Raw genomic sequence first — 18,820 nt, forward strand, 5'->3', positions numbered from 1 at the left:
TGCCGCTGGCGTGCTGCTGTGCCCGGAGGACCGCAAGAAGGAAGGCATCATCCCGCTGTCCAGCGTGGCGGAAAATATCAACATCAGCGCCCGCAGCGCCCATGCCTCGTTCGGCTGGCTGCTGCGCGACGGCTGGGAGAAGGGCAACGCCGAGCGGCAGATCCAGGCCATGAAGGTCAAGACGCCGAATGCCGAGCAGAAAATCCTGTACCTGTCCGGCGGTAATCAGCAGAAAGCCATTCTTGGCCGCTGGTTGTCGATGCCGATGAAGGTCCTGCTGCTGGATGAACCCACCCGCGGTATCGACATCGGCGCCAAGTCGGAGATCTACCAGATCATCCATAACCTGGCGGCCAGTGGCATTGCGGTAATCGTGGTGTCCAGCGACCTGATGGAAGTGATGGGCATCTGCGACCGCATCCTGGTGCTGTGCGAAGGCGCCCTGCGCGGCGAACAACTGCGCGAGCACGCGACTGAATCCAACCTGCTGCAACTGGCCTTGCCACGCGGCCTGGCGAACTGAGAGACGACCATGACTATTCAAAACAACGCGTTGCCCTCGTCACGCAAACCTATGGACATGCGCGCATTGCTCGACAACTGGGCGATGTTGATGGCAGCCGTGGGCATCTTTGTGCTGTGTGCCTTGCTGATCGATAACTTCCTCTCACCGCTCAACATGCGCGGCCTGGGCCTGGCTATTTCCACTGTGGGCATCGCCGCGTGCACCATGCTGTTCTGCCTGGCCTCGGGGCACTTCGACTTGTCGGTAGGCTCGGTGATCGCCTGCGCCGGCGTGGTTGCGGCGATTGTGATGCGCGATACCGACAGTGTGATGCTGGGCATTGGCGCAGCGCTGCTGATGGGCCTGATGGTGGGGTTGATCAATGGCATCGTGATTGCCAAGTTGCGGGTCAACGCCTTGATCACCACCCTGGCGACCATGCAGATCGTGCGCGGCCTGGCTTATATCTTTGCCGACGGCAAGGCGGTAGGCGTGTCCCAGGAGCAATTCTTCGTGTTCGGCAACGGCCAATTGTTTGGTGTGCCGGTGCCGATCCTGATCACCATTGTCTGCTTCCTGTTCTTCGGCTGGCTGCTCAACTACACCACCTATGGGCGCAACACCATGGCCATCGGCGGTAACCCCGAGGCGGCGCTGCTGGCGGGCGTGAACGTAGATCGCACCAAGATCCTGATCTTCGCCATCCATGGCCTGATCGGCGCCTTGGCCGGGGTGATCCTCGCGTCACGCATGACCTCGGGCCAGCCGATGATTGGCCAGGGCTTCGAGCTGACGGTGATCTCGGCCTGTGTGCTGGGCGGGGTGTCGCTGAGCGGCGGCATCGGCATGATCCGCCATGTGATTGCCGGGGTATTGATTCTGGCGATCATCGAGAATGCGATGAACCTGAAGAACATCGATACCTTTTACCAGTATGTGATCCGCGGTTCGATCCTGCTGTTGGCCGTGGTCATCGACCGCATGAAACAACGCTGAACCCAGGCCATCAGATCAATGTAGGAGCGAGCTTGCTCGCGAAAAACGTCAACGATAACGCGTGCTTCCTGAACAACCGCGGTGCCTATGAGTTTTTCGCGAGCAAGCTCGCTCCTACAGTTTTAATCGGCGGTGAATTTGAAGAGGGTGCTCTGCGTGTAAGTCTGCCCAGGATTCAAGCGGGTCGAGGCAAAGCTCGGCTGGTTAGGCGCATCGGGAAAGTGCTGGGTCTCCAAGGTAAATCCACTCCAATGCTGATAGGTCTTGCCGCCTTTGCCCTTCACCGAACCGTCCAGGAAGTTGCTGGTATAAAACTGTACGCCGGGCTCTGTGGTGTAGAGCTGCAAGCGTCGGCCTGACTCAGGATCATGCACCTCGGCGGCCAGTTGCTTGACGTCCCCTTTGGTATCCAGCGCCCAGTTGAAGTCGAAGCCACCTTGCTTGGGCTCGGCGAATTTGAGCTGCGGATGGTCTGCCTTGATGTGCTGGCCGATGGGTGTGGGCTTCAGGAAGTCCATCGGCGTGCCCTTGACCGGCGCCAATTCACCAGTGGGAATCAAGGTGGCGTTCACCGGTGTGTAGTGGCTGGCGTGCAACGTGGCGACCTGCTTGAGAATGTCGCCGTTGCCCGCGCCGGCCAGGTTGAAGTAGCTGTGGTTGGTGAGGTTGAGCACCGTCGGTTTGTCGGTGGTGGCGGTGTAGTCGATGTGCAGTTCGTTGTTGTCGTTGAGGCGGTAGGTGACCTCGGTCTTCAAGTTGCCCGGAAAGCCCATTTCCCCATCTTTGGACAGGTAGGTGAGGGTGACGCCCACCGAGTCTTTGTCCTTGACCGATTTGGCTTGCCACACCTGCTTGTCGAAGCCCTGGGCGCCGCCATGCAATGAGTTGGGGCCGTCGTTGAGCGGCACCTGGTAGCGTTTGCCGTCGAGTTCGAAGGCGCCGCCGGCCAGGCGATTGCCGAAGCGGCCGATGGTGGCACCGAAAAACGCGGTACCGCCTTGATAGCCTTGCACGTCATCGAAGCCCAGTACCACGTCGTCGAGCTTGCCGTGTTTGTCTGGCACTTTTAGCGACTGCAGCACACCACCGTAGGTGATCACCGTGGCTTGCATGCCATGGCTGTTGCGCAACACGTACTGTTCGACGGCGGTGCCGTCATTGGTTTTACCGAAGGGTTTGTGTTCGCTGCTAAGGCCGGCGGCATGCGCGCCGCCGCTGGCGATCAGCATGGACAGCGCAAGGCCGGACAGCAGGTATCGAGGGTGCTTCATGGTCGAACTTCCTTTTGTTGTTTTGCTGGAATAGTTCTACTAATGTGAGATATTTTGTCGATATGACAGCAGATTTATAGCCTTTAACGTCGTTCTTGCAAAATAAAATAAGACTAATTAAGCGGAGCACTGATTGTGATGACTACCCAGCAAGCGATTTATCCCGACCTCAAGGGCAAAACCGTGCTGGTTTCCGGCGGGGCTTCGGGGATTGGTGAGTTCATGGTGCGGGCCTTCGCCGCGCAGGGTGCCAAGGTGGCGTTTGTGGACCGTGCACAGAGCCAGGGTGAGCGCTTGGCGGCGCTGCTCAACTCCAAAGGGCACAGTGTCGAGTTCGAGTGCTGCGATATCACCGATGAGATCGGCTACCGTGCGGCGATCGGGCGCTTCGAGCATTCCCTGGGGCCGATCACGGTACTGGTCAACAATGCAGCGAACGATGTGCGCCACAGCCTGGAAGAAATCGACTCGCACCTGTTCGACCAGCTCATTGCGGTCAACCTCAAGCACGCCTTCTTTGCCGCCAAGGCGGTGGTGCCCATGATGAAAGAGGCCGGTGGCGGCTCGATCATCAACCTGGGTTCGGTGGGCTGGATGATGGCCTCGGCCGGCTACCCCGTATACGCCGCCAGCAAGGCCGCCGCCCACGGCATGACCCGAGCCCTGGCGCGGGAACTGGGGCCCAACCATATCCGCGTCAACACCTTGGTGCCGGGTTGGGTGATGACCGAAAAACAACTGGCCATGTGGGTCGACGACGCCGCCAAGGAACTCATCGCCCGCAGCCAGTGCCTGCCCGGCAGCGTGATGCCGGAACACATCGCCAACATGGCGCTGTTTTTGGCCTCGGATGCTTCGGCGATGTGCTCGGCTCAGAACTTTATCGTTGACGGCGGTTGGGTGTAGCGACGCGAAAAGGGCTCTATGTAGGAGCGAGCTTGCTCGCGAAAAACGTCAACGATAACGCGTGCAGCCTGAATAACCGCGGCGCCTGTGAATTTTTCGCGAGCAAGCTCGCTCCTACAAATTAGGGCAAGTTCATTCGATGGGGTAACGCTTGAACGCTGGGTGCTGCTCCAGGCGTTCAGCATGGCGCTTGAGGTTGGGGAACGCATCGGCCTTCACCACCGAGGCCACGGTGAACTGGCTGAACGACCAGGCGACTGCTGCGGTAATCGACGCCTGGGTCAGCGCCTCGTTGCCCGCCAGTTGCTTGTCCAGCAACGTATAGGCCGCCAGCAATTGCCCGGTAACGCGCTCAAGCCATGGCGCATGCAGCTTTTCGGCGGGGCGCAGGTTGTGTTCATAGACGATCTGCACGCTTTTTTCACAGGCCGCCAGCGCGAGCCCAAGCAGTTGCAGGTCGCGGGCGCGTGCCGCCGGTTGTTGGGGCAGCAGCTTCTTGTCAGCCGGCGCCAGCGCTTCCAGGTAATCGAGGATCAGGCTCGAGTCCATCAGCATCGTCCCATCGTCCAGCACCAGGGTCGGGGCCTTGACTACCGGGTTGATCTGGGCAAATTCAGCGTAAGTGCTGAATACCGACAGCGGTTCATGCACAAAGCCCACCCCGTATAACTCCAGGGAAACAGCCACGCGGCGTACGTAGGGCGAGTCCAGCATTCCGACCAGTTTCATGCAGCCTCCATTGCTTACAGGGTGTTGGGCTCAAGAGATTAAGGGCACGGGCTGCGCTTGCGCAACGGCGTTGTGTAGCAGCCGATATGCCTGCACCAATTGATCGAGGCTGAACGCCAGGTTGCGCCCGCTGGGGTTGGGCAGCACCCAGACCGAGGCCCCGCCCAGTGGCTGCGCTTGCAAACCCCAGGCGACCTCGCGCTGGCCGCTCAGCGCGCTATAGCCGGGCTTGCCGAGGAACGCGACGAAGCGCGGGGCATGGCGGCGGATCTTGTGTTCGAACGCCGCCGCCGCGTCCTGGAACTCATGCCGCGCCAACTCGCCTGCACTGGCCGTTGGACGTGCCACCAAGGTGGTCAATCCGCAACCGTAGTGCAGCAAGGTGGCACCGTCTTGCGGGCGGATTTCATGGGGCGTGAAACCGGCCAAATGCACGGTGCGCCAGAAGCGGTTGCTGTGATTGGCAAAATGCAGGCCGAGGGCTGCCGAGCCCTTGCCAGGGTTGATGCCGCAGAACAGGACATGCAAGTGGTCGGCGAGGAGGTCGTCGAGTCGGTCGTTCATGCCGCATCTCCCTGCAAATGGCTCGATAGCCACTCGATAAAACACCGCGCCAGGGGGTCGTTCTCGCTGTCGCGATGGGTCAGTAGCGCCCAGCTGGGGCCGCGAATGGTGGCGTCTACCAACGGCGTAAGCAAACCTTTGGCTTGCCCCTGGCGGCTGAGCAACTGGCTTACCAGGCCAATCCCCAACCCGGTGCACACCGCATCCAGCAATAAACCGGGGTCGGAAAAATTCAGGCCCTGGTCCTGTTGGCCCACATCAATCCCGGCTTCCACCGCCCAGTGGCTCCAGTCCATTTCCCGCTCACCGTGCAAGGTGGTGCGTTGCTCAAGAGGCACCTCCAGCACCTGCGGGTGGCATGCCGGAAACAGCCGGTCGATATGCAGCACCTTGAAGCTGCATTCGGCCTGGGAGCTGATGTCGTCGCGCACCGCCAAATCGATGGTCTGGCTGGCCATGTCTGGCACTTCGTCGGTGCTGAAAATCCATAGATCGACCTGCGGGTGTTGGCGGCGAAAGTCGGCCAGGCGGGGCAACAGCCAATGCCGGGCGAAGGTCGGCGTGGTGTTGAGCACCAATTGATTGGGTTTGCGGTATTGCCCAAGGCGCCGCACGCCGACGGCCAGTTGTTGCAGTAAGGCCTGGGTGGTGCTGAGGAAATCCTGGCCGGCGTCGGTCAAGCTGACGCTGCGCCCGCTGCGAAAAAACAGCGGCTGTTCAAGGTACGCCTCCAGGCTGCGAATCTGCTGGCTGATTGCCGATTGGGTCAAGTGCAGCTCTTCGGCGGCTTTGTGAAAACTGCCCAGCCGAGCGGCGGCTTCAAAGCCGCGAAGGGTGCCGAGGGGCGGCCAGTGGTTGAGCATGCTGATAAGTTCCTCTAATCAGTTTTGCGCAAAATTCATCGTTTGTTTGCGCTATTTCTTCACCGTAGCATGCCTGTCATTAGCCCGTGGGTAGCTTTCACTGAACACAATGACTTAACTCAAAGGTACTTGTCATGCAGATGGATGAAGTTGAAAACCTGGGGTGGCGGATGCCCGCGGAATGGTGCCGGCATGCGGCGACCTGGATGGTCTGGCCTCATAACCAGGCGTTGTGGGAGAACACTTGGGGCGTGACGTTGGCGCAGGTGCAGCAGGACTTCGCGCGGGTAGCCACTGCCATTGCACGCTTTGAGCCGGTGAAGATGGTTGTCGACCCTTCGGCGGTTGCCAGTGCCATCGCCTTGTGCGGCCCGCGGATTGAACTGATTCCCCAGGCGGTCAACGACAGCTGGTGCCGCGACTCCGGCCCGTCCTTTATCTGTCACCCGCAACAGGGGCTGGCCGGTGTGAGCTGGCGCTTCAATGCCTGGGGCGCAAAGTCGGCCCATGAATGGGATGAAAGCCTGGCCCGTCGAGTGCTCAATCACCTCGGGCTTGTCTGCTTCGGCATGCCGTTGAGCAATGAGGGCGGTGCCCTCCATGTGGACGGCGAGGGCACCTTGATCACCACCGAATCGGTGCTGCTCAATCCCAACCGCAACCCTGGCGTGACCAAGGCTGACATCGAGGAGGTGTTCGCGCGCTGGCTGGGTATCAAGAAGACGATCTGGTTGCCCGGCGACCCGAACTACGTTACCGGCGACATGACGGATGGGCATGTCGACGGCATCTGCGCGTTCGCCCGCCCCGGCGTGTTGCTGGTGGACGCGACCCACGACCACAGCTCGGTCTATGCCCAAGTTGCGCGGGAAAATCGTCGCGTCCTGGAATTGGCCACCGACGCTCAGGGCCGTCGTTTTGAGCTGATCGAGCTGTATGAGGCTACCGAGGCCGTGAACACTGACGCCGAGGTGTTCTGCGCCTCCTACACCAACTTCTATATCGCCAATGGCGCAATCATCATGCCTGCCTATGGAATCGCCGCGGATCAGGTCGCGGCCAATGTCCTGGGCCAGGCTTTTCCGGACCGCGAGATCGTACCGGTGCGCATCAACCACCTGGCCCATGGCGGCGGCGGTGTGCATTGCATCACCCAACAACAGCCTGCCTGGCCATTGAAGGGGTAATGCCATGCGTCTATTGACGATTGCCACTACCCAGATGCCTTGCACCTGGGATTTACCGAGTAACCTCGACCGCGCCGAGCAACTGGTGCGCGACGCAGCCGCCAAGGGCGCCCAGGTAATCCTGTTGCAGGAGCTATTCGCTACGCCGTATTTCTGCATCGAACAACGGCATCAGCACCTGGCCTTGGCCGAGGAGTATCAGCACAGCCAAGTGCTCAAACGCTTTGCTGCATTGGCCAAGGAGTTAGGCGTCGTGCTGCCACTGAGCTGGTTCGAAAAAGCCGGCAATGCGTTCTTTAACTCCCTGAGTGTGGCGGACGCTGACGGGCGATTGCTTGGGGTGTACCGCAAGAGCCATATTCCCAACGCCATCGGCTACCAGGAGAAGGAATATTTTAGCCCCGGTGACACCGGTTTTCGCGTGTGGGACAGCGCCTTCGGGCGCCTGGGCATCGGTATCTGCTGGGACCAGTGGTTTCCGGAAACCGCGCGCTGCCTGGCATTACAGGGCGCCGAGGTACTGCTGTTTCCCACCGCCATCGGTTCGGAACCCGGCTGTGCCAGCCTCGATTCCCGCGACCATTGGCAGATGACCATGCGCGGGCACGCGGCGGCCAACCTGCTGCCGGTGGTGGCGGCCAACCGCGTCGGGCGCGAAGTGGCGAACAGTAATGCGAGCCTGCAAATGGATTTTTATGGTTCATCGTTTATCTGCGATCACAAAGGCAAGCTGTTGGCCGAAGCCGACCGCGACAGCACGGGCGTACTCGTGCACAGCCTGGACCTGGCCACCATGGGCGAAGAGCGCCTGACCTGGGGCATATACCGTGACCGTCGCCCGGACTTGTACGGTGCGCTGCTGACCCTGGATGGGCGCCTATCATGAAACGCCTGTTGAGCTGTGCCCTCATCCTCACCAGCGCCTGTGCCGTGGCTGATGACAAGACCTTGAAGCTGTATAACTGGGCCGATTATTTTGCCCCTGACACCTTGTCCAGGTTCACCGCCGAAACCGGTATCCAGGTGATCTACGATGTGATGGACAGCAGTGAAACCCTGGAAGCCAAGCTGATGGCCGGAGGCAGTGGCTATGACTTGATCTTCCCAGGCGACACAGTGGCCGAGCGCCTGATGCGTGCCGGCAGCCTGCAGGCCCTGGACCCTGCCAGGCTCACGGCCCTGGGGGACATTGAACCGGGCCTGCAGGCGTTGCGTGCGCACTACGTCAATTCAAACAAGGCCACGGTGCCCTATACCTGGGGCACCATCGGCCTGACCTACAACACCGAGCAGATCCTCCAGCGCCTGCCGAACGCGCCGGTCAACAGCCTCGATCTACTGTTCAAGCCCGAGTTTGCCGCCCAATTCGCCGATTGCGGCATCTCCCTGATTGACTCGCCGGATGAAGTGCTCGCGGTGGTGCTTAACTACCTGGGCCGCGACCCGCGCAGTGCCAAGCCCGAAGATCTGGCTGCGGCCAGTGCACTGTTGCTCAAGCTGCGCCCCTTTATTCGCAAGTTCCAGTCGCAACCGGTGACCGATCTGGTCAACGGCAACCTGTGCCTGTCCCTGGGCTACAGTGGCGACATGACCCAGGCCCAGCGTGCCGCCGATGCGGCCGGCAAGGCGGTGACCTTCGGCTATCACATCCCCCGCGAGGGCACGACAGTCTGGATGGACACCATGGCGATTCCCGTCGATGCCCGGCACCCGGAATACGCCTACGCTTTTATCAACTTTGTGATGCGCCCGCAGAACATGGCCGCTATCACCAACCTGACCGGCTATCCCACCGCCAATGCCAAGGCGCGACCGCAGGTGGAGGCCAGTCTGCGCGACAACCCGGATATTTACCCAGATGCCGCCACCTTTGAACGGTTGATCGCTGGCAAAGATATCCCCCAGGCCGATATGCGTGCACGTATGCGCGTATGGACTAAATTCAAGACCGCCCCTCTTCAGTAGAGACCCCCATGCCAACCCGTCGAACCTTCCTCAAACACACCAGCGTGGTCGCAGCGATGAGCCTGATTGCTCCTTACGTACGTGCCGCTGTCAGTGGCCGCTTCTATATGCCCGACGAGGGTGAAAAACACCGCCAGGCGTTTATCGCCTTTGGTGCCCAGGAGGCCATCTGGGAGGACTTTACCGCCGATGTTCAAGCAGCGCTGGGCCGTATCGCCCGGGCGATTGCCGAGTATGAGCCGGTGACCGTGTTTTGCCGTGGAGACGAGCGGGTGCTGGCGGAAAAACATTGCGGCACGCGCAACATCACCTTTGTCGAGACCGAGCTGGACGACATCTGGATACGCGACACCGGCGCCAATTTCGTGATTGATGGCACCGGAGCGCTGGGGGCGGTGGATTTCAACTTCAACGGGTGGGGCAACAAACAGCAGCACGCCGAGGATGCGCAACTGGCTGCCCAGATTGCCGAACACACTGGGGCCCGCTACTGGCGCAGCGAACTGGTGGGCGAGGGCGGTGGCATTGAAGTGGATGGCCTGGGCACCGGCATCATGACGCAAAGCAGTTGGATCAATCGCAATCGCAACCCCGACTGGAGCCAGGCTGAGGTGGAGGCCGAACTCAAGGAGCGCCTGGGCTTGCGTAAAATCATTTGGCTGCCGGGTATCAAGGGCAAGGACATCACCGACGCCCACGTGGATTTCTACGCACGCTTTGTGTCTCCCGGCGTGGTGCTGGCCAATCTCGACACCGACCCGCAGTCCTATGACCACAAGGTCACCCTGGCACACCTGGAAATGCTCAAGAACGCCACCGACGCCGATGGTCGCCCGTTGCAGGTGCATACCGTATCGCCGCCGCTCAAGCCGCGTAAAAGCAAGTTCAGCCAAGGCAACCCGGATTTCGCCGCGGGCTATATCAATTACTTCGTGATCAACGATGCGGTAATCGCGCCTGAGTTCGGCGACCCACTGGCGGACCGCAAGGCGCTGGAGCTGCTGTCGCGGCTGTATCCGAGCCGCAAGGTGGTGCAGATCAATATTGACGCTATCGCAGCGGGTGGCGGTGGCATTCACTGTGTGACGAGTCATCAACCTTTGGTTTAGTCTGGAACGCTTCGTTGATCACAAGCGCCTCTGGAGCATTGATTATGACCGAGTACGTACCTGCCAAAGTCTGGACCTGGGACGCCGAAAGCGGCGGCACCTTCGCCAGCATCAACCGACCCATCGCCGGCGCCACCCACGAAAAGCCGCTGCCGGTGGGCAAGCACCCGCTGCAGTTATACTCCCTGGCCACGCCCAATGGGCAGAAGGTCACGATCCTGCTGGAAGAGCTGCTGGCCCTGGGGCACAGCGGCGCCGAATACGATGCCTGGCTGATCAAGATCGGCGACGGCGACCAGTTCGGCAGTGGCTTTGTGGCGGTGAATCCGAACTCGAAGATTCCTGCACTGATGGACCACAGCGGCGCCACGCCGATTCGCGTGTTCGAATCAGGCGCGATTTTGCAGTACCTGGCCGAGAAGTTCGGTGCGTTCCTGCCAACGGAGCCCGCCGCCCGGGCTGAATGCCTGTCGTGGCTGTTCTGGCAGATGGGCAGCGCGCCTTACCTGGGGGGCGGCTTTGGGCATTTCTATGCCTATGCGCCAAGCAAGATGGAATACCCGATCAACCGCTTTGCCATGGAGACCAAGCGCCAACTGGATGTGCTGGATAAGCGCCTGGCGGTCAGCCAATACATCGCCGGGGATGAATACACCATTGCCGATATCGCGATATGGCCTTGGTACGGTGGGTTGGTCAAAGGCCGTTTGTATGGCGCGGCGGAGTTTTTGTCGGTGCATGAATACAAACATGTGCAGCGCTGGGCGGATGCGATTGACGCACGGCCGGCGGTGCAGCGTGGACGGCGGGTGAACCGGGTGTCGGGCGATGATCAGTTGCCCGAGCGGCATAGCTCCAGCGATTTGGATTAAGTCCCGGCACGGTAAAGAATGTGCGAGCGGGCTTGCTCGCGAATGCAGTGTGTCAGTTAACCAATTCTCTACTGACCCACCGCCTTCGCGAGCAAGCCCGCTCCCACACTTCGTCATTAATCAGGTGACATGTTTTCCGGGGTCACGATCTGCGGCGGTATATGCACCCTATGGCGCGTCGGGTCGAATGCTTCGGCGCTTTGCAGCGCCACCAGTAATTGCACCAGTGCTACCGCCGTCTGCCGTGGCTGCGAGTCCATCACCACATCAATCAACCCATTGCTCAATGCCTGACGCGACAACGGCGTGGACTCTTGCAGGATGCAGCACAGCGTCGGGCGCTTGGGCAGTTGCGCCAGGGCGTTGATCACGCCGTCGCCACCACCGCCCACCACGCATAACCCACGCAAATCGGTATGGCGGCTGAGCAGGTCGAGGGTGGCTTCTTCGGTGATGTCGCAGTTGTCCAGGTTGATCAGCGGCTCCAACGGCTTGAGCCCCGGCGCGTGTTCGGCCAGGTAGCTGTGCAAGCCTTCGACCCGTGCCTGATGGCCGAGAAAACGATGGCCACCCAACAGGATGCCCACGCTGCCTTTGCGTGCGCCGCAGGTGCGCGCCAGCAGCCAGCCCATGGTGCGCCCGACCACGTGGTTGTCCTGGCCTACATAGGGTTCGGCAGCGTGTTCATGGATGTCCGAGAGCAGGGCAACCACCGGCACGCCAGCTGTGCGGATCTGCGCCAGGCAGGCGTTGATCAACGGATGGGCGAAGCTGACCACCGCGAGGGCGTCGCACTGCACGGCCAGTTGTTCGATTTGCGCGACGATGGCGCCGGGCGTGCGGTCGTTGATGTAGTCGAACTGGCAGCTCAGGTTGGCGGTGGCGTGATGCTGCGCTGCCTCGCTGATGGCGTGGGCCAACTGCGCATAGAACGCTTGGGCGGTCCCCAGCAACAGCACGCCGAAACGGTAGGTGGGCCGACGTTCGCGAATGCGCTGGCCGATCAGCCGTGCGGCGAAATAGCCCACCGCTTCGGCAGCCTGGAACACCTGTTCGGCCGTGCCGGGATTGACCGGCGCGCGGGCGTTCAACACGCGGTCGACGGTGGCTACGCTGAGCCCCGCATGGGCGGCGACGGTGGCGATGGTTGGGCGTTTGTTGTTGTGCATGGCAGGCCCCTTGAGCGTCTTGATAGAAAACTATCAAGCCCCGCTGGGCCTGGATGATAGCTTGATAGGGAATGGATTCAAGGCCTTGAGGGTGATTTAGCCGCACTCTATCGTTGGTTTCGCAAAGCACCTGAAACCCACGCTGCGGAGAACAATAACAATGCCTGAACACACCGCTTACCGCGCCCGGCGCGACTACAGCCTCACTGGCCCCGAAGCGGCCCGCGCCGTCGAAAAGGGCCTGGTCTCGGCCCGCTGGTACCAGTCGCCCATCTCGCGCAAACGCATGAAAGAACTGATGCAGCGCCGTGACGGCCCGGCCTTGCGCGACACCGCCCTGTGGTTCTCGACGTTGTTGGCCACCGGTGTCGGCGGCTACTGGTTCTGGGGCAGTTGGGCCTGCGTACCATTCTTTATCGCCTACGGTGTGCTCTACGGCACGGCCTCCAACCCGCGCTGGCACGAAACCGGCCACGGCACGGCGTTCAAGACCCGCTGGATGAACGATGCGCTGTATCAGGTGGCGAGCTTTATGTGCCTCTTCGAACCCCACGTGTGGCGCTGGAGCCATGCCCGTCATCACACCGACACCATCGTCGTCGGCCGCGACCCGGAGATCGTCGAACCGCGCCCGCCAAGCTTATGGATGATGGCGCTCAGCCTGTTCAACCTGCCCCTGGCCTGGAAGACTTTCAGCGGTGTGGCCCGCCATGCGCTCGGGCGAATGAGCGCCCAGGAGCAGGACTTCATCCCCGAATCCGAGTGGCCCAAGGTGTACCGAGATGCGCGTATCTGGGTCGGCCTTTACGCCCTGATCATCGGCACCGCGCTGTACCTGCACAGTTGGTTGCCGCTGATGCTGGTGGGCCTGCCCAGCCTCTATGGCGCGTGGCTTGGCTACCTGTTTGGTCTCAGCCAACACGTGGGCCTGGCCGAAGATGTGCTCGACCACCGCAGCAATTGCCGCACCATCTACATGAACCGCGTGTTGCGCTTTATCTACATGAACATGAACTACCACCTCGAACACCACATGTACCCGATGGTGCCTTACCACGCGCTCAGTCAGCTGCACGAAGAGATCCGCAGCGACTGCCCGCCGCCGTATGCCAACTTGTGGCAGGCCTACCAGGAAATCATTCCGACGATCTGGCGCCAGCGCAGCGATCCCAGCTATTTCGTCCAGCGCCCCACCCGTGGCGAGGGAGCTTGCTCCCGCTGGGCTGCGCAGCAGCCCCAATAACCCTTCAGACCTACACCGTTCAGACGAATCTGGGGCCGCTTCGCAGCCCAGCGCGAGCAAGCTCGCTCGCCACAGAGTAAGAGCCAGTCATTGGAGATAAATATATGAACGATCAATGGATCGACGTCTGCGCCGTGGGCGAAATAGACGCCGAAGACGTGCTGCGCTTCGACCACGGCGCGCAGACCTACGCGGTGTTCCGTTCTGCCGAAGATGAATTCTTCGCCACCGCCGGCCTGTGCACCCACGAGAAAATCCACCTGGCCGACGGCCTGGTGATGGACCATGTGATCGAGTGCCCCAAGCACAACGGGCGCTTTGATTACCGCTCCGGCAAGGCCCTGGGCGCGCCGGTGTGCGTCAACCTCAAGACCTACCCGGTGCGGGTCGAAGCGGGGCGGGTACTGCTCGCTGTCACGGCCGAAGGATGAACGCCCCCCTGATCATCGTCGGTGCCGGCCATGCCGGGGGCCGTGCGGCACTGACCCTGCGTGAAGAAGGCTACCGCGGACGCCTGATCCTGATCGGCGATGAAGCGCATTTGCCCTATGAGCGGCCACCGTTGTCCAAGGGCTTGCTGCAAGGCTCGACCGACTTGGCTCAATGCAGCCTGTGCGACAGCCAGCAGTTGGCGGTGCTCGGGATCGAGCATATCGCCGCCAACCCGGTCAGCCGTCTGGAGCCACAGCACCACCGCTTGCAACTGGCCGACGGCCAATGGTTGACCTATGCCGGCCTGCTGCTGGCCACCGGAGGTCAGGCGCGGCGCTTGCCTCAGGAGCAGGCCAACGTATTTTACCTGCGCACCCATGATGAAGCGTTGGCCTTGCGCAATGAATTAAAGCCAGGCGCCAGGCTGGTGGTGGTCGGCGGTGGCTTTATCGGCTTGGAGGTGGCAGCGACCGCGCGGGGCCTGGGCTGCGAGGTGACGCTACTGGAAGCCGGACCACGGCTGGCAGGGCGGGTGTTGTCGCCGGTGGTCAGTGACGCGCTGCTGAGGCTGCATCATGAACATGGCGTCGATGTACGTTTGAACGTCGCCATCGAGTGCATCCACGCCGACGCCGTGCAACTGGTCGACGGGCAACGGCTGCCCTGCGACCTGGTAGTGGTCGGCATCGGCATGCAGCCCAACATCGAGTTGGCCGCGGCGGCGGGCTTGGAAGTCGGGCAGGGCATTCGTGTCGACGCGCAGTTGCGCACCAGTGCGGCGGATATCTACGCGGCGGGGGATGTGTGCGAGTTTCGCCTGGCGGGCCTTTATCAGCGCCAGGAAACCTGGCGCAACGCCGAAGCCCAGGGCCGCCTCGCGGCGTTGAACCTGCTGGGGCGGGAGTTGACGTTCGAGACGATCCCGGGTTTCTGGTCCGATCAATACGCGTGGGGCTTGCACACCGTCGGGGTGATGACTGCGCTGATGGTTCGCCGGGAACTGCCCGACGGCGGCCTGCTGCTGTTCTACCTTGACGACCATCACCGTCTGCAAGGCGCCTGCGGTTGGGCCTTGGGTAATCGCGCAGCCAAGGACGTCAAGCTGTGCGAGCGCTTGATCACCGCCCACATCCCGCTTAACCCGGCCAGCCTGGCCGACCCCGAGGTGTCCCTGAAGCTGTTATTGCGAGGCTGACCATGCGCCAGTTGTTAGTATTCCAATCGATGTGGGCCATGCAAACCGAGCCCGGCAGCCTTGAAGCGCAACTGGACCGCATCGTCGCCGCTGGTTTTGACGGCATCACCGATCATTACTGGGCGCCGGCATCGGTACAGCGCCTGCACGCGGCGGCCACGGCCAGGGGCCTGCAGATTGAAGGGCAACTGTTCCCGCAATCGGTGGATGATCTGGCCAGGGCATTGGAGGTGATCAGCCGTTACGGCTGTCACCACCTCACCTTGCAAGCCGACGTGCGCCCACGTACCCAGGCCGAGGCGGCCAGATTGATCGACGGCTGGCAACGCCTGGCCGAACAGGTGGACTTCCGGATCCTGCTGGAAACCCACCGTTATCGGCTCACCAACGACCTGTTGTTCACCCTCGACCTGCTGGCACAGATGCCCGATCTGAAACTGCTCGCTGACCTGTCCCACTACGTGGTTGGCCGCGAGTTGCCCGAGCCCGGCAATGTGGAGGACGACGAACAGATACGCACCATCCTGCGTCACAGTTGGGGCTTTCATGGCCGCATCGCCAGCAGCGAGCAGGTACAGGTTGGCCTGGATTTTCCCCAGCACCAACCGTGGGTCGAGCGGTTTACCGGCTGGTGGCGCTATGGGATCGAACACTGGCTGGGCCGCGCTGACACCCCGCAGAGCTTGTCCTTCACTTGTGAGTTGGGCCCGCCACCCTATGCGATTACCGACGCACAGGGGCGCGAACTCACCGATCGCTGGGCCGAGGCGCTCAAGCTCAAAGCCCTGATTCGTCAGGTGTGGGCCAGTTGTCATCGATGATCTGCTAATCTGCGCGGGTTCAAACCGCCCTCAGCCTGTGGAATGCCCATGAAAACCTGCCCCGTCCGTCCCCCGCTCGAACCGCAATCGGTGTGCCACCCGATCACCAGCAGCGCGATCTTCATGGTCGCCACCCTGGCGCCTGATGCGGTTGAAAACGTGCGGGCCTGGTGCGCCGACATCGCGGGCCTGGTGCGCTCGGTAGGCAAGCGCGTGCCCTCGGGCAACCTGACTTGCGTTTGCGGGTTTGGCTCGGATGCCTGGGACCGCCTGTTCGGCGCGCCGCGCCCGGCGGCCTTGCATCCGTTTCGCGAGTTCGGTGTGCAAGGGCGCAAGGCGGTGTCGACCCCAGGTGACATCCTGCTGCACATCCGCGCCGAGCAGATGGACCTATGTTTCGAGCTGGCGACCCAACTGATGGCGGCCCTGGGTGATAGCGTGAAGGTGGTCGATGAGGTCCAGGGCTTTCGCTACTTCGATATGCGCAGCATTATCGGTTTCGTCGACGGCACCGAGAACCCGGTGGGGCGCAAGGCCGAGGCCTTCACCCTGGTGGGCGATGAAGACCCTGAGTTCGAAGGCGGCAGCTATGTGCTGGTGCAGAAATACCTGCACAACATGACCGCGTGGAATGGCTTGACGGTGGAGGCTCAAGAGAAGGTGATCGGGCGCACCAAATTGTCGGACATCGAACTGGACGAAGACGCCAAGCCGAGCAACTCCCACAGCGCGCTGACCGTCATCACCGACGAGAGCGGCGAGGAAGTGAAGATCCTGCGCGACAACATGCCCTTTGGCCGCCCTGGCGCGGGCGAATTCGGCACTTATTTCATCGGCTACGCACGCTCGCCTCAGCCCCTGGAACAGATGCTGGAAAACATGTTCGTCGGCCGCCCGGCCGGCAACTACGATCGCTTGCTCGACTTCAGCACGGCCGTGACCGGCGGCCTGTTCTTCGTGCCCTCGGCCGACTTGCTCGAAGCGCTGGCCGACCGCCAATAACCTGTAGGAGCGAGCTTGCTCGCGAAAAACCCAAGGCCACCGCGTACATACAGAATGCCCGCGTTACCGTTGACGTTTTTCGCGAGCAAGCTCGCTCCTACAAGGGTCAGGTAAGCAGGCCGGTGCTGACGGCCACGATCAAAAACACCCCCAGCAGCGCACGGTAGATCACGAACGGCCAGGTGGAGAAACGCTCCAGAAACTTCATCAGGCCCCAGATGGCGAAGAACGCCGAGATGCTCGCCACCACCAGCCCGAACATCAAGTGCGGCCAAGCGTGGGCGGGCAGGTCGGCGCGCAGCAGTACCCACAACTCTTTCAAACCGGCCAGGGCGATGGCCGGCAGGCCCAGCAGGAAGGAAAAACGCGCCGCTTCTTCGCGTTTGAAATTCAGGAACAGCGCCGCGGTCAACGTGGAGCCCGAACGCGATACGCCCGGTATCAACGCGCCAATCTGTGCAATTCCCACGATCAGGGCATCGCGCAGGCGCATTTGGCTCACGTCGCGTGTATGCCGGGCACGCAGTTCGGCCACTGCCAGCAGCACCGCCATCACCACGCAGGAAATGCCGATCACCATCAGCCCGCGCAATGGCGAGTTGCAGGCATTCAAGGACGACGACAACGCCAGCCCCGCAATGCCAATCGGGACGGTTGCCAGCACAATTGCCACGGCGAGCTTGAACCAGCGGTCGTTATAGTCGCCCCGGCGCACCGCACTGATGCTGCCGGTGGTGACCTGGCGCACATCCCGCCAGAAGTAACTGACCACCGCCGCCAACGCCGCCAATTGCATGGCTGCGGAAAACGCCGAGCCAGGGTCTTGCCAGCCGAGCAGGGCGGGTACCACGCGCATATGGGCGGTGGATGACACCGGCAGCAATTCAGTAATGCCCTGGATCACGCCCAGGATGAAGATCTGCAGGTAATCCAGGGAGGCAAAGCCCACATCCAGGCCGGCGGTACAGACGTTGGTCAAAATACGTGTCCTTGAGCAATAGGGGGAAACCGGCGAAGTTTATTCTAAATGTTTCAGGATTTCGGCCAGGGCAACCGCTATATGCAATCTGTTCAGCCAATAGAAAGGATTCGCCAGGCCATTGGCGTGGGCAGCACTTTTGTGAACAATGGCGCCCTGCGTTTTTCCACCGAGAGCCCCATGCCTGAAACCACCGTCGAATTGATCCAGACCGGCCCCGAAGAAGCTGAACTGATCCGCAATCTTTACCAGTACTACGCCTACGAGTCTTCGGACTGGGAACAGGAAGATGTCGAGGCCGATGGGCGTTTCTACATCCACGACGAACACCTGGCCCGCTACTGGAGCGACCCGCAATGGAGCGCCAACCTGTTGCTGGTAGACGGCTACATCGCCGGTTTCCTATTGATCGAAGGCAGCGAACTGCCGGGCATCGACGCGTTGGAGCTGGCCGACCTGTTCATTCTCAAGCGCTACCGCCGCAAGGGCATCGGCCGCGCCATCGCCAGCCAGGTGCTGTGCAGCGGCGCGGCTAATTGGCTGGTGCGATTCTATGATCAGGACGAAGTGTCCCAGGCGTTCTGGCGCACCGTGCTGGATAACCTGCCGCGTCCGGTGCAGAGCATTGAATTGGACGATGACCCGCAGTTGGTGAACTACCTGATTACCCGGGCTTCGTTGCATTGAAGGGGTGGCTTTCTCCCGATGAGCATAGATATTAAAACAATGCTGTAGCGATCAACCCGTAACCACGATGCGAAGCGAGCCGCTCGTGATCTTGCTCTTGATCTGCTTTTGATCTTGATCTTAAGCGCCCCGTCAAACCACGCTGGCCGGAATTTGCCAGGGATTTGGGGGGTAAACCGGCAGGGATGCCGGTTTAGCCGCCCCGCGCCATGGATGGCGCGTGGCGGCGGCCCCCCAAATCACTGGCGGATTACGGGCACACCGAGCCTAGGCGAGGTGCCGAGTGGTGGGGCAAGAGCCCTTTGGTTACTTTGGGGCTCTTTTC

20 protein-coding genes are annotated in these 18,820 nt (G+C 61.4%); 14 read left to right on the forward strand and 6 right to left on the reverse strand.

What is annotated here, in order from left to right:
* Nucleotides 1-523: ATP-binding cassette domain-containing protein (locus ODQ19_RS22415; RefSeq protein ID WP_330211244.1), on the forward strand; the 523-nt coding region annotated here is incomplete at its 5' end.
* 9 nt (nucleotides 524-532) lie between these two features.
* Nucleotides 533-1,501 (forward strand): L-arabinose ABC transporter permease AraH, encoded by a 969-nt coding sequence (araH, locus tag ODQ19_RS22420; protein WP_116666288.1) that lies wholly within the window; start codon nucleotides 533-535, stop codon nucleotides 1,499-1,501.
* 122 nt (nucleotides 1,502-1,623) lie between these two features.
* On the opposite strand, the gene ODQ19_RS22425 is transcribed toward araH, so the two are convergent.
* The gene (locus tag ODQ19_RS22425; protein WP_330211245.1) at nucleotides 1,624-2,772 is read right to left on the reverse strand and encodes an aldose epimerase family protein; all 1,149 of its coding nucleotides are present in this window, start codon (nucleotides 2,770-2,772) and stop codon (nucleotides 1,624-1,626) included.
* A 138-nt stretch (nucleotides 2,773-2,910) separates the two neighbouring features.
* Between ODQ19_RS22425 and ODQ19_RS22430 the strand changes: the two genes are divergently transcribed.
* A complete protein-coding gene (locus tag ODQ19_RS22430; protein ID WP_330211246.1) occupies nucleotides 2,911-3,678 on the forward strand; it encodes an SDR family NAD(P)-dependent oxidoreductase in 768 nt (255 codons plus the stop codon).
* Between the two features lie 132 nt (nucleotides 3,679-3,810).
* Here the strand turns inward: ODQ19_RS22430 and ODQ19_RS22435 are convergent, their stop codons facing one another.
* Genes ODQ19_RS22435 through ODQ19_RS22445 form a run of 3 tightly spaced genes read right to left on the reverse strand, consistent with a single transcriptional unit; the run spans nucleotide 3,811 to nucleotide 5,834 of the window.
* The gene (locus tag ODQ19_RS22435) at nucleotides 3,811-4,407 is read right to left on the reverse strand and encodes a glutathione S-transferase family protein (protein ID WP_330211247.1); all 597 of its coding nucleotides are present in this window, start codon (nucleotides 4,405-4,407) and stop codon (nucleotides 3,811-3,813) included.
* 30 nt (nucleotides 4,408-4,437) lie between these two features.
* The gene (gene mug, locus ODQ19_RS22440) at nucleotides 4,438-4,971 is read right to left on the reverse strand and encodes a G/U mismatch-specific DNA glycosylase (RefSeq protein ID WP_330211248.1); all 534 of its coding nucleotides are present in this window, start codon (nucleotides 4,969-4,971) and stop codon (nucleotides 4,438-4,440) included.
* Entirely contained in the window at nucleotides 4,968-5,834 is an 867-nt protein-coding gene (locus tag ODQ19_RS22445) for a LysR substrate-binding domain-containing protein (RefSeq protein ID WP_003190567.1), read from the reverse strand. Before ODQ19_RS22445 ends, mug begins: the two co-directional genes overlap by 4 nt.
* 134 nt (nucleotides 5,835-5,968) lie before the next feature.
* On the opposite strand from ODQ19_RS22445, the gene ODQ19_RS22450 reads away from it, so the two are divergent.
* The 5 genes from ODQ19_RS22450 to yghU are packed head-to-tail and all read left to right on the forward strand — an operon-like array spanning nucleotide 5,969 to nucleotide 10,967.
* Nucleotides 5,969-7,021 carry an agmatine deiminase family protein gene (locus ODQ19_RS22450; RefSeq protein ID WP_003190568.1) on the forward strand — a complete coding sequence of 351 codons (1,053 nt, stop codon included), beginning with the start codon at nucleotides 5,969-5,971 and terminating at the stop codon, nucleotides 7,019-7,021.
* Between the two features lie 4 nt (nucleotides 7,022-7,025).
* The gene (aguB, locus tag ODQ19_RS22455; RefSeq protein WP_003190571.1) at nucleotides 7,026-7,907 is read left to right on the forward strand and encodes an N-carbamoylputrescine amidase; all 882 of its coding nucleotides are present in this window, start codon (nucleotides 7,026-7,028) and stop codon (nucleotides 7,905-7,907) included.
* Nucleotides 7,904-8,986 (forward strand): extracellular solute-binding protein, encoded by a 1,083-nt coding sequence (locus ODQ19_RS22460; RefSeq protein WP_003190573.1) that lies wholly within the window; start codon nucleotides 7,904-7,906, stop codon nucleotides 8,984-8,986. Before aguB ends, ODQ19_RS22460 begins: the two co-directional genes overlap by 4 nt.
* An 8-nt stretch (nucleotides 8,987-8,994) precedes the next feature.
* On the forward strand, nucleotides 8,995-10,095 hold the full coding sequence (locus ODQ19_RS22465; protein WP_003190575.1) for an agmatine deiminase family protein: 1,101 nt from the start codon (nucleotides 8,995-8,997) through the stop codon (nucleotides 10,093-10,095).
* A gap of 44 nt (nucleotides 10,096-10,139) precedes the next feature.
* Complete coding sequence (gene yghU / locus ODQ19_RS22470) at nucleotides 10,140-10,967, forward strand: glutathione-dependent disulfide-bond oxidoreductase (RefSeq protein WP_330211249.1); 828 nt, start codon at nucleotides 10,140-10,142, stop codon at nucleotides 10,965-10,967.
* Nucleotides 10,968-11,083: 116 nt separating this feature from the next.
* On the opposite strand, the gene ODQ19_RS22475 is transcribed toward yghU, so the two are convergent.
* Nucleotides 11,084-12,136 (reverse strand): LacI family DNA-binding transcriptional regulator, encoded by a 1,053-nt coding sequence (locus ODQ19_RS22475; protein WP_330211250.1) that lies wholly within the window; start codon nucleotides 12,134-12,136, stop codon nucleotides 11,084-11,086.
* 160 nt (nucleotides 12,137-12,296) lie between these two features.
* Between ODQ19_RS22475 and ODQ19_RS22480 the strand changes: the two genes are divergently transcribed.
* The 5 genes from ODQ19_RS22480 (at nucleotide 12,297) to ODQ19_RS22500 (ending at nucleotide 16,829) form a co-directional block, all read left to right on the forward strand.
* Nucleotides 12,297-13,379, forward strand: coding sequence for a fatty acid desaturase family protein (locus ODQ19_RS22480; protein WP_330211251.1), 1,083 nt, complete (start codon nucleotides 12,297-12,299; stop codon nucleotides 13,377-13,379).
* A gap of 104 nt (nucleotides 13,380-13,483) precedes the next feature.
* A complete protein-coding gene (locus ODQ19_RS22485) occupies nucleotides 13,484-13,810 on the forward strand; it encodes a MocE family 2Fe-2S type ferredoxin (RefSeq protein WP_116666299.1) in 327 nt (108 codons plus the stop codon).
* On the forward strand, nucleotides 13,807-15,006 hold the full coding sequence (locus tag ODQ19_RS22490; protein ID WP_330211252.1) for an NAD(P)/FAD-dependent oxidoreductase: 1,200 nt from the start codon (nucleotides 13,807-13,809) through the stop codon (nucleotides 15,004-15,006). The genes ODQ19_RS22485 and ODQ19_RS22490 overlap by 4 nt, the downstream gene beginning before the upstream one ends.
* 2 nt (nucleotides 15,007-15,008) lie before the next feature.
* A complete protein-coding gene (locus ODQ19_RS22495) occupies nucleotides 15,009-15,827 on the forward strand; it encodes a sugar phosphate isomerase/epimerase family protein (RefSeq protein ID WP_330211253.1) in 819 nt (272 codons plus the stop codon).
* Between the two features lie 48 nt (nucleotides 15,828-15,875).
* Complete coding sequence (locus ODQ19_RS22500; protein WP_054898555.1) at nucleotides 15,876-16,829, forward strand: Dyp-type peroxidase; 954 nt, start codon at nucleotides 15,876-15,878, stop codon at nucleotides 16,827-16,829.
* A 106-nt stretch (nucleotides 16,830-16,935) separates the two neighbouring features.
* On the opposite strand, the gene ODQ19_RS22505 is transcribed toward ODQ19_RS22500, so the two are convergent.
* Entirely contained in the window at nucleotides 16,936-17,808 is an 873-nt protein-coding gene (locus ODQ19_RS22505; protein WP_330211254.1) for an undecaprenyl-diphosphate phosphatase, read from the reverse strand.
* 48 nt (nucleotides 17,809-17,856) lie between these two features.
* Here ODQ19_RS22505 and ODQ19_RS22510 point away from each other — a divergent pair, with 48 nt between their 5' ends.
* Nucleotides 17,857-18,495, forward strand: coding sequence for a GNAT family N-acetyltransferase (locus ODQ19_RS22510; protein ID WP_330211255.1), 639 nt, complete (start codon nucleotides 17,857-17,859; stop codon nucleotides 18,493-18,495).
* Nucleotides 18,496-18,820: the final 325 nt, after the last annotated feature.

The sequence above is a fragment of the Pseudomonas sp. AM4(2022) genome, from assembly GCF_036346515.1.
Classification (GTDB): Bacteria; Pseudomonadota; Gammaproteobacteria; order Pseudomonadales; family Pseudomonadaceae; genus Aquipseudomonas; species Aquipseudomonas paracarnis.

Excerpts from the sequence above, each read along its gene's own strand:
- ODQ19_RS22510 (WP_330211255.1), top strand. The coding sequence starts at position 17,857 with ATGTTTCAGGATTTCGGCCAGGGCAACCGCTATATGCAATCTGTTCAG.
- ODQ19_RS22450 (WP_003190568.1), top strand. The coding sequence starts at position 5,969 with ATGCAGATGGATGAAGTTGAAAACCTGGGGTGGCGGATGCCCGCGGAA.
- ODQ19_RS22490 (WP_330211252.1), top strand. The coding sequence starts at position 13,807 with ATGAACGCCCCCCTGATCATCGTCGGTGCCGGCCATGCCGGGGGCCGT.
- ODQ19_RS22445 (WP_003190567.1), bottom strand. The coding sequence starts at position 5,834 with ATGCTCAACCACTGGCCGCCCCTCGGCACCCTTCGCGGCTTTGAAGCC.
- ODQ19_RS22435 (WP_330211247.1), bottom strand. The coding sequence starts at position 4,407 with ATGAAACTGGTCGGAATGCTGGACTCGCCCTACGTACGCCGCGTGGCT.
- yghU (WP_330211249.1), top strand. The coding sequence starts at position 10,140 with ATGACCGAGTACGTACCTGCCAAAGTCTGGACCTGGGACGCCGAAAGC.
- araH (WP_116666288.1), top strand. The coding sequence starts at position 533 with ATGACTATTCAAAACAACGCGTTGCCCTCGTCACGCAAACCTATGGAC.
- mug (WP_330211248.1), bottom strand. The coding sequence starts at position 4,971 with ATGAACGACCGACTCGACGACCTCCTCGCCGACCACTTGCATGTCCTG.
- ODQ19_RS22460 (WP_003190573.1), top strand. The coding sequence starts at position 7,904 with ATGAAACGCCTGTTGAGCTGTGCCCTCATCCTCACCAGCGCCTGTGCC.
- ODQ19_RS22425 (WP_330211245.1), bottom strand. The coding sequence starts at position 2,772 with ATGAAGCACCCTCGATACCTGCTGTCCGGCCTTGCGCTGTCCATGCTG.
- ODQ19_RS22500 (WP_054898555.1), top strand. The coding sequence starts at position 15,876 with ATGAAAACCTGCCCCGTCCGTCCCCCGCTCGAACCGCAATCGGTGTGC.
- ODQ19_RS22475 (WP_330211250.1), bottom strand. The coding sequence starts at position 12,136 with ATGCACAACAACAAACGCCCAACCATCGCCACCGTCGCCGCCCATGCG.
- ODQ19_RS22480 (WP_330211251.1), top strand. The coding sequence starts at position 12,297 with ATGCCTGAACACACCGCTTACCGCGCCCGGCGCGACTACAGCCTCACT.
- aguB (WP_003190571.1), top strand. The coding sequence starts at position 7,026 with ATGCGTCTATTGACGATTGCCACTACCCAGATGCCTTGCACCTGGGAT.
- ODQ19_RS22495 (WP_330211253.1), top strand. The coding sequence starts at position 15,009 with ATGCGCCAGTTGTTAGTATTCCAATCGATGTGGGCCATGCAAACCGAG.
- ODQ19_RS22485 (WP_116666299.1), top strand. The coding sequence starts at position 13,484 with ATGAACGATCAATGGATCGACGTCTGCGCCGTGGGCGAAATAGACGCC.
- ODQ19_RS22430 (WP_330211246.1), top strand. The coding sequence starts at position 2,911 with ATGACTACCCAGCAAGCGATTTATCCCGACCTCAAGGGCAAAACCGTG.
- ODQ19_RS22465 (WP_003190575.1), top strand. The coding sequence starts at position 8,995 with ATGCCAACCCGTCGAACCTTCCTCAAACACACCAGCGTGGTCGCAGCG.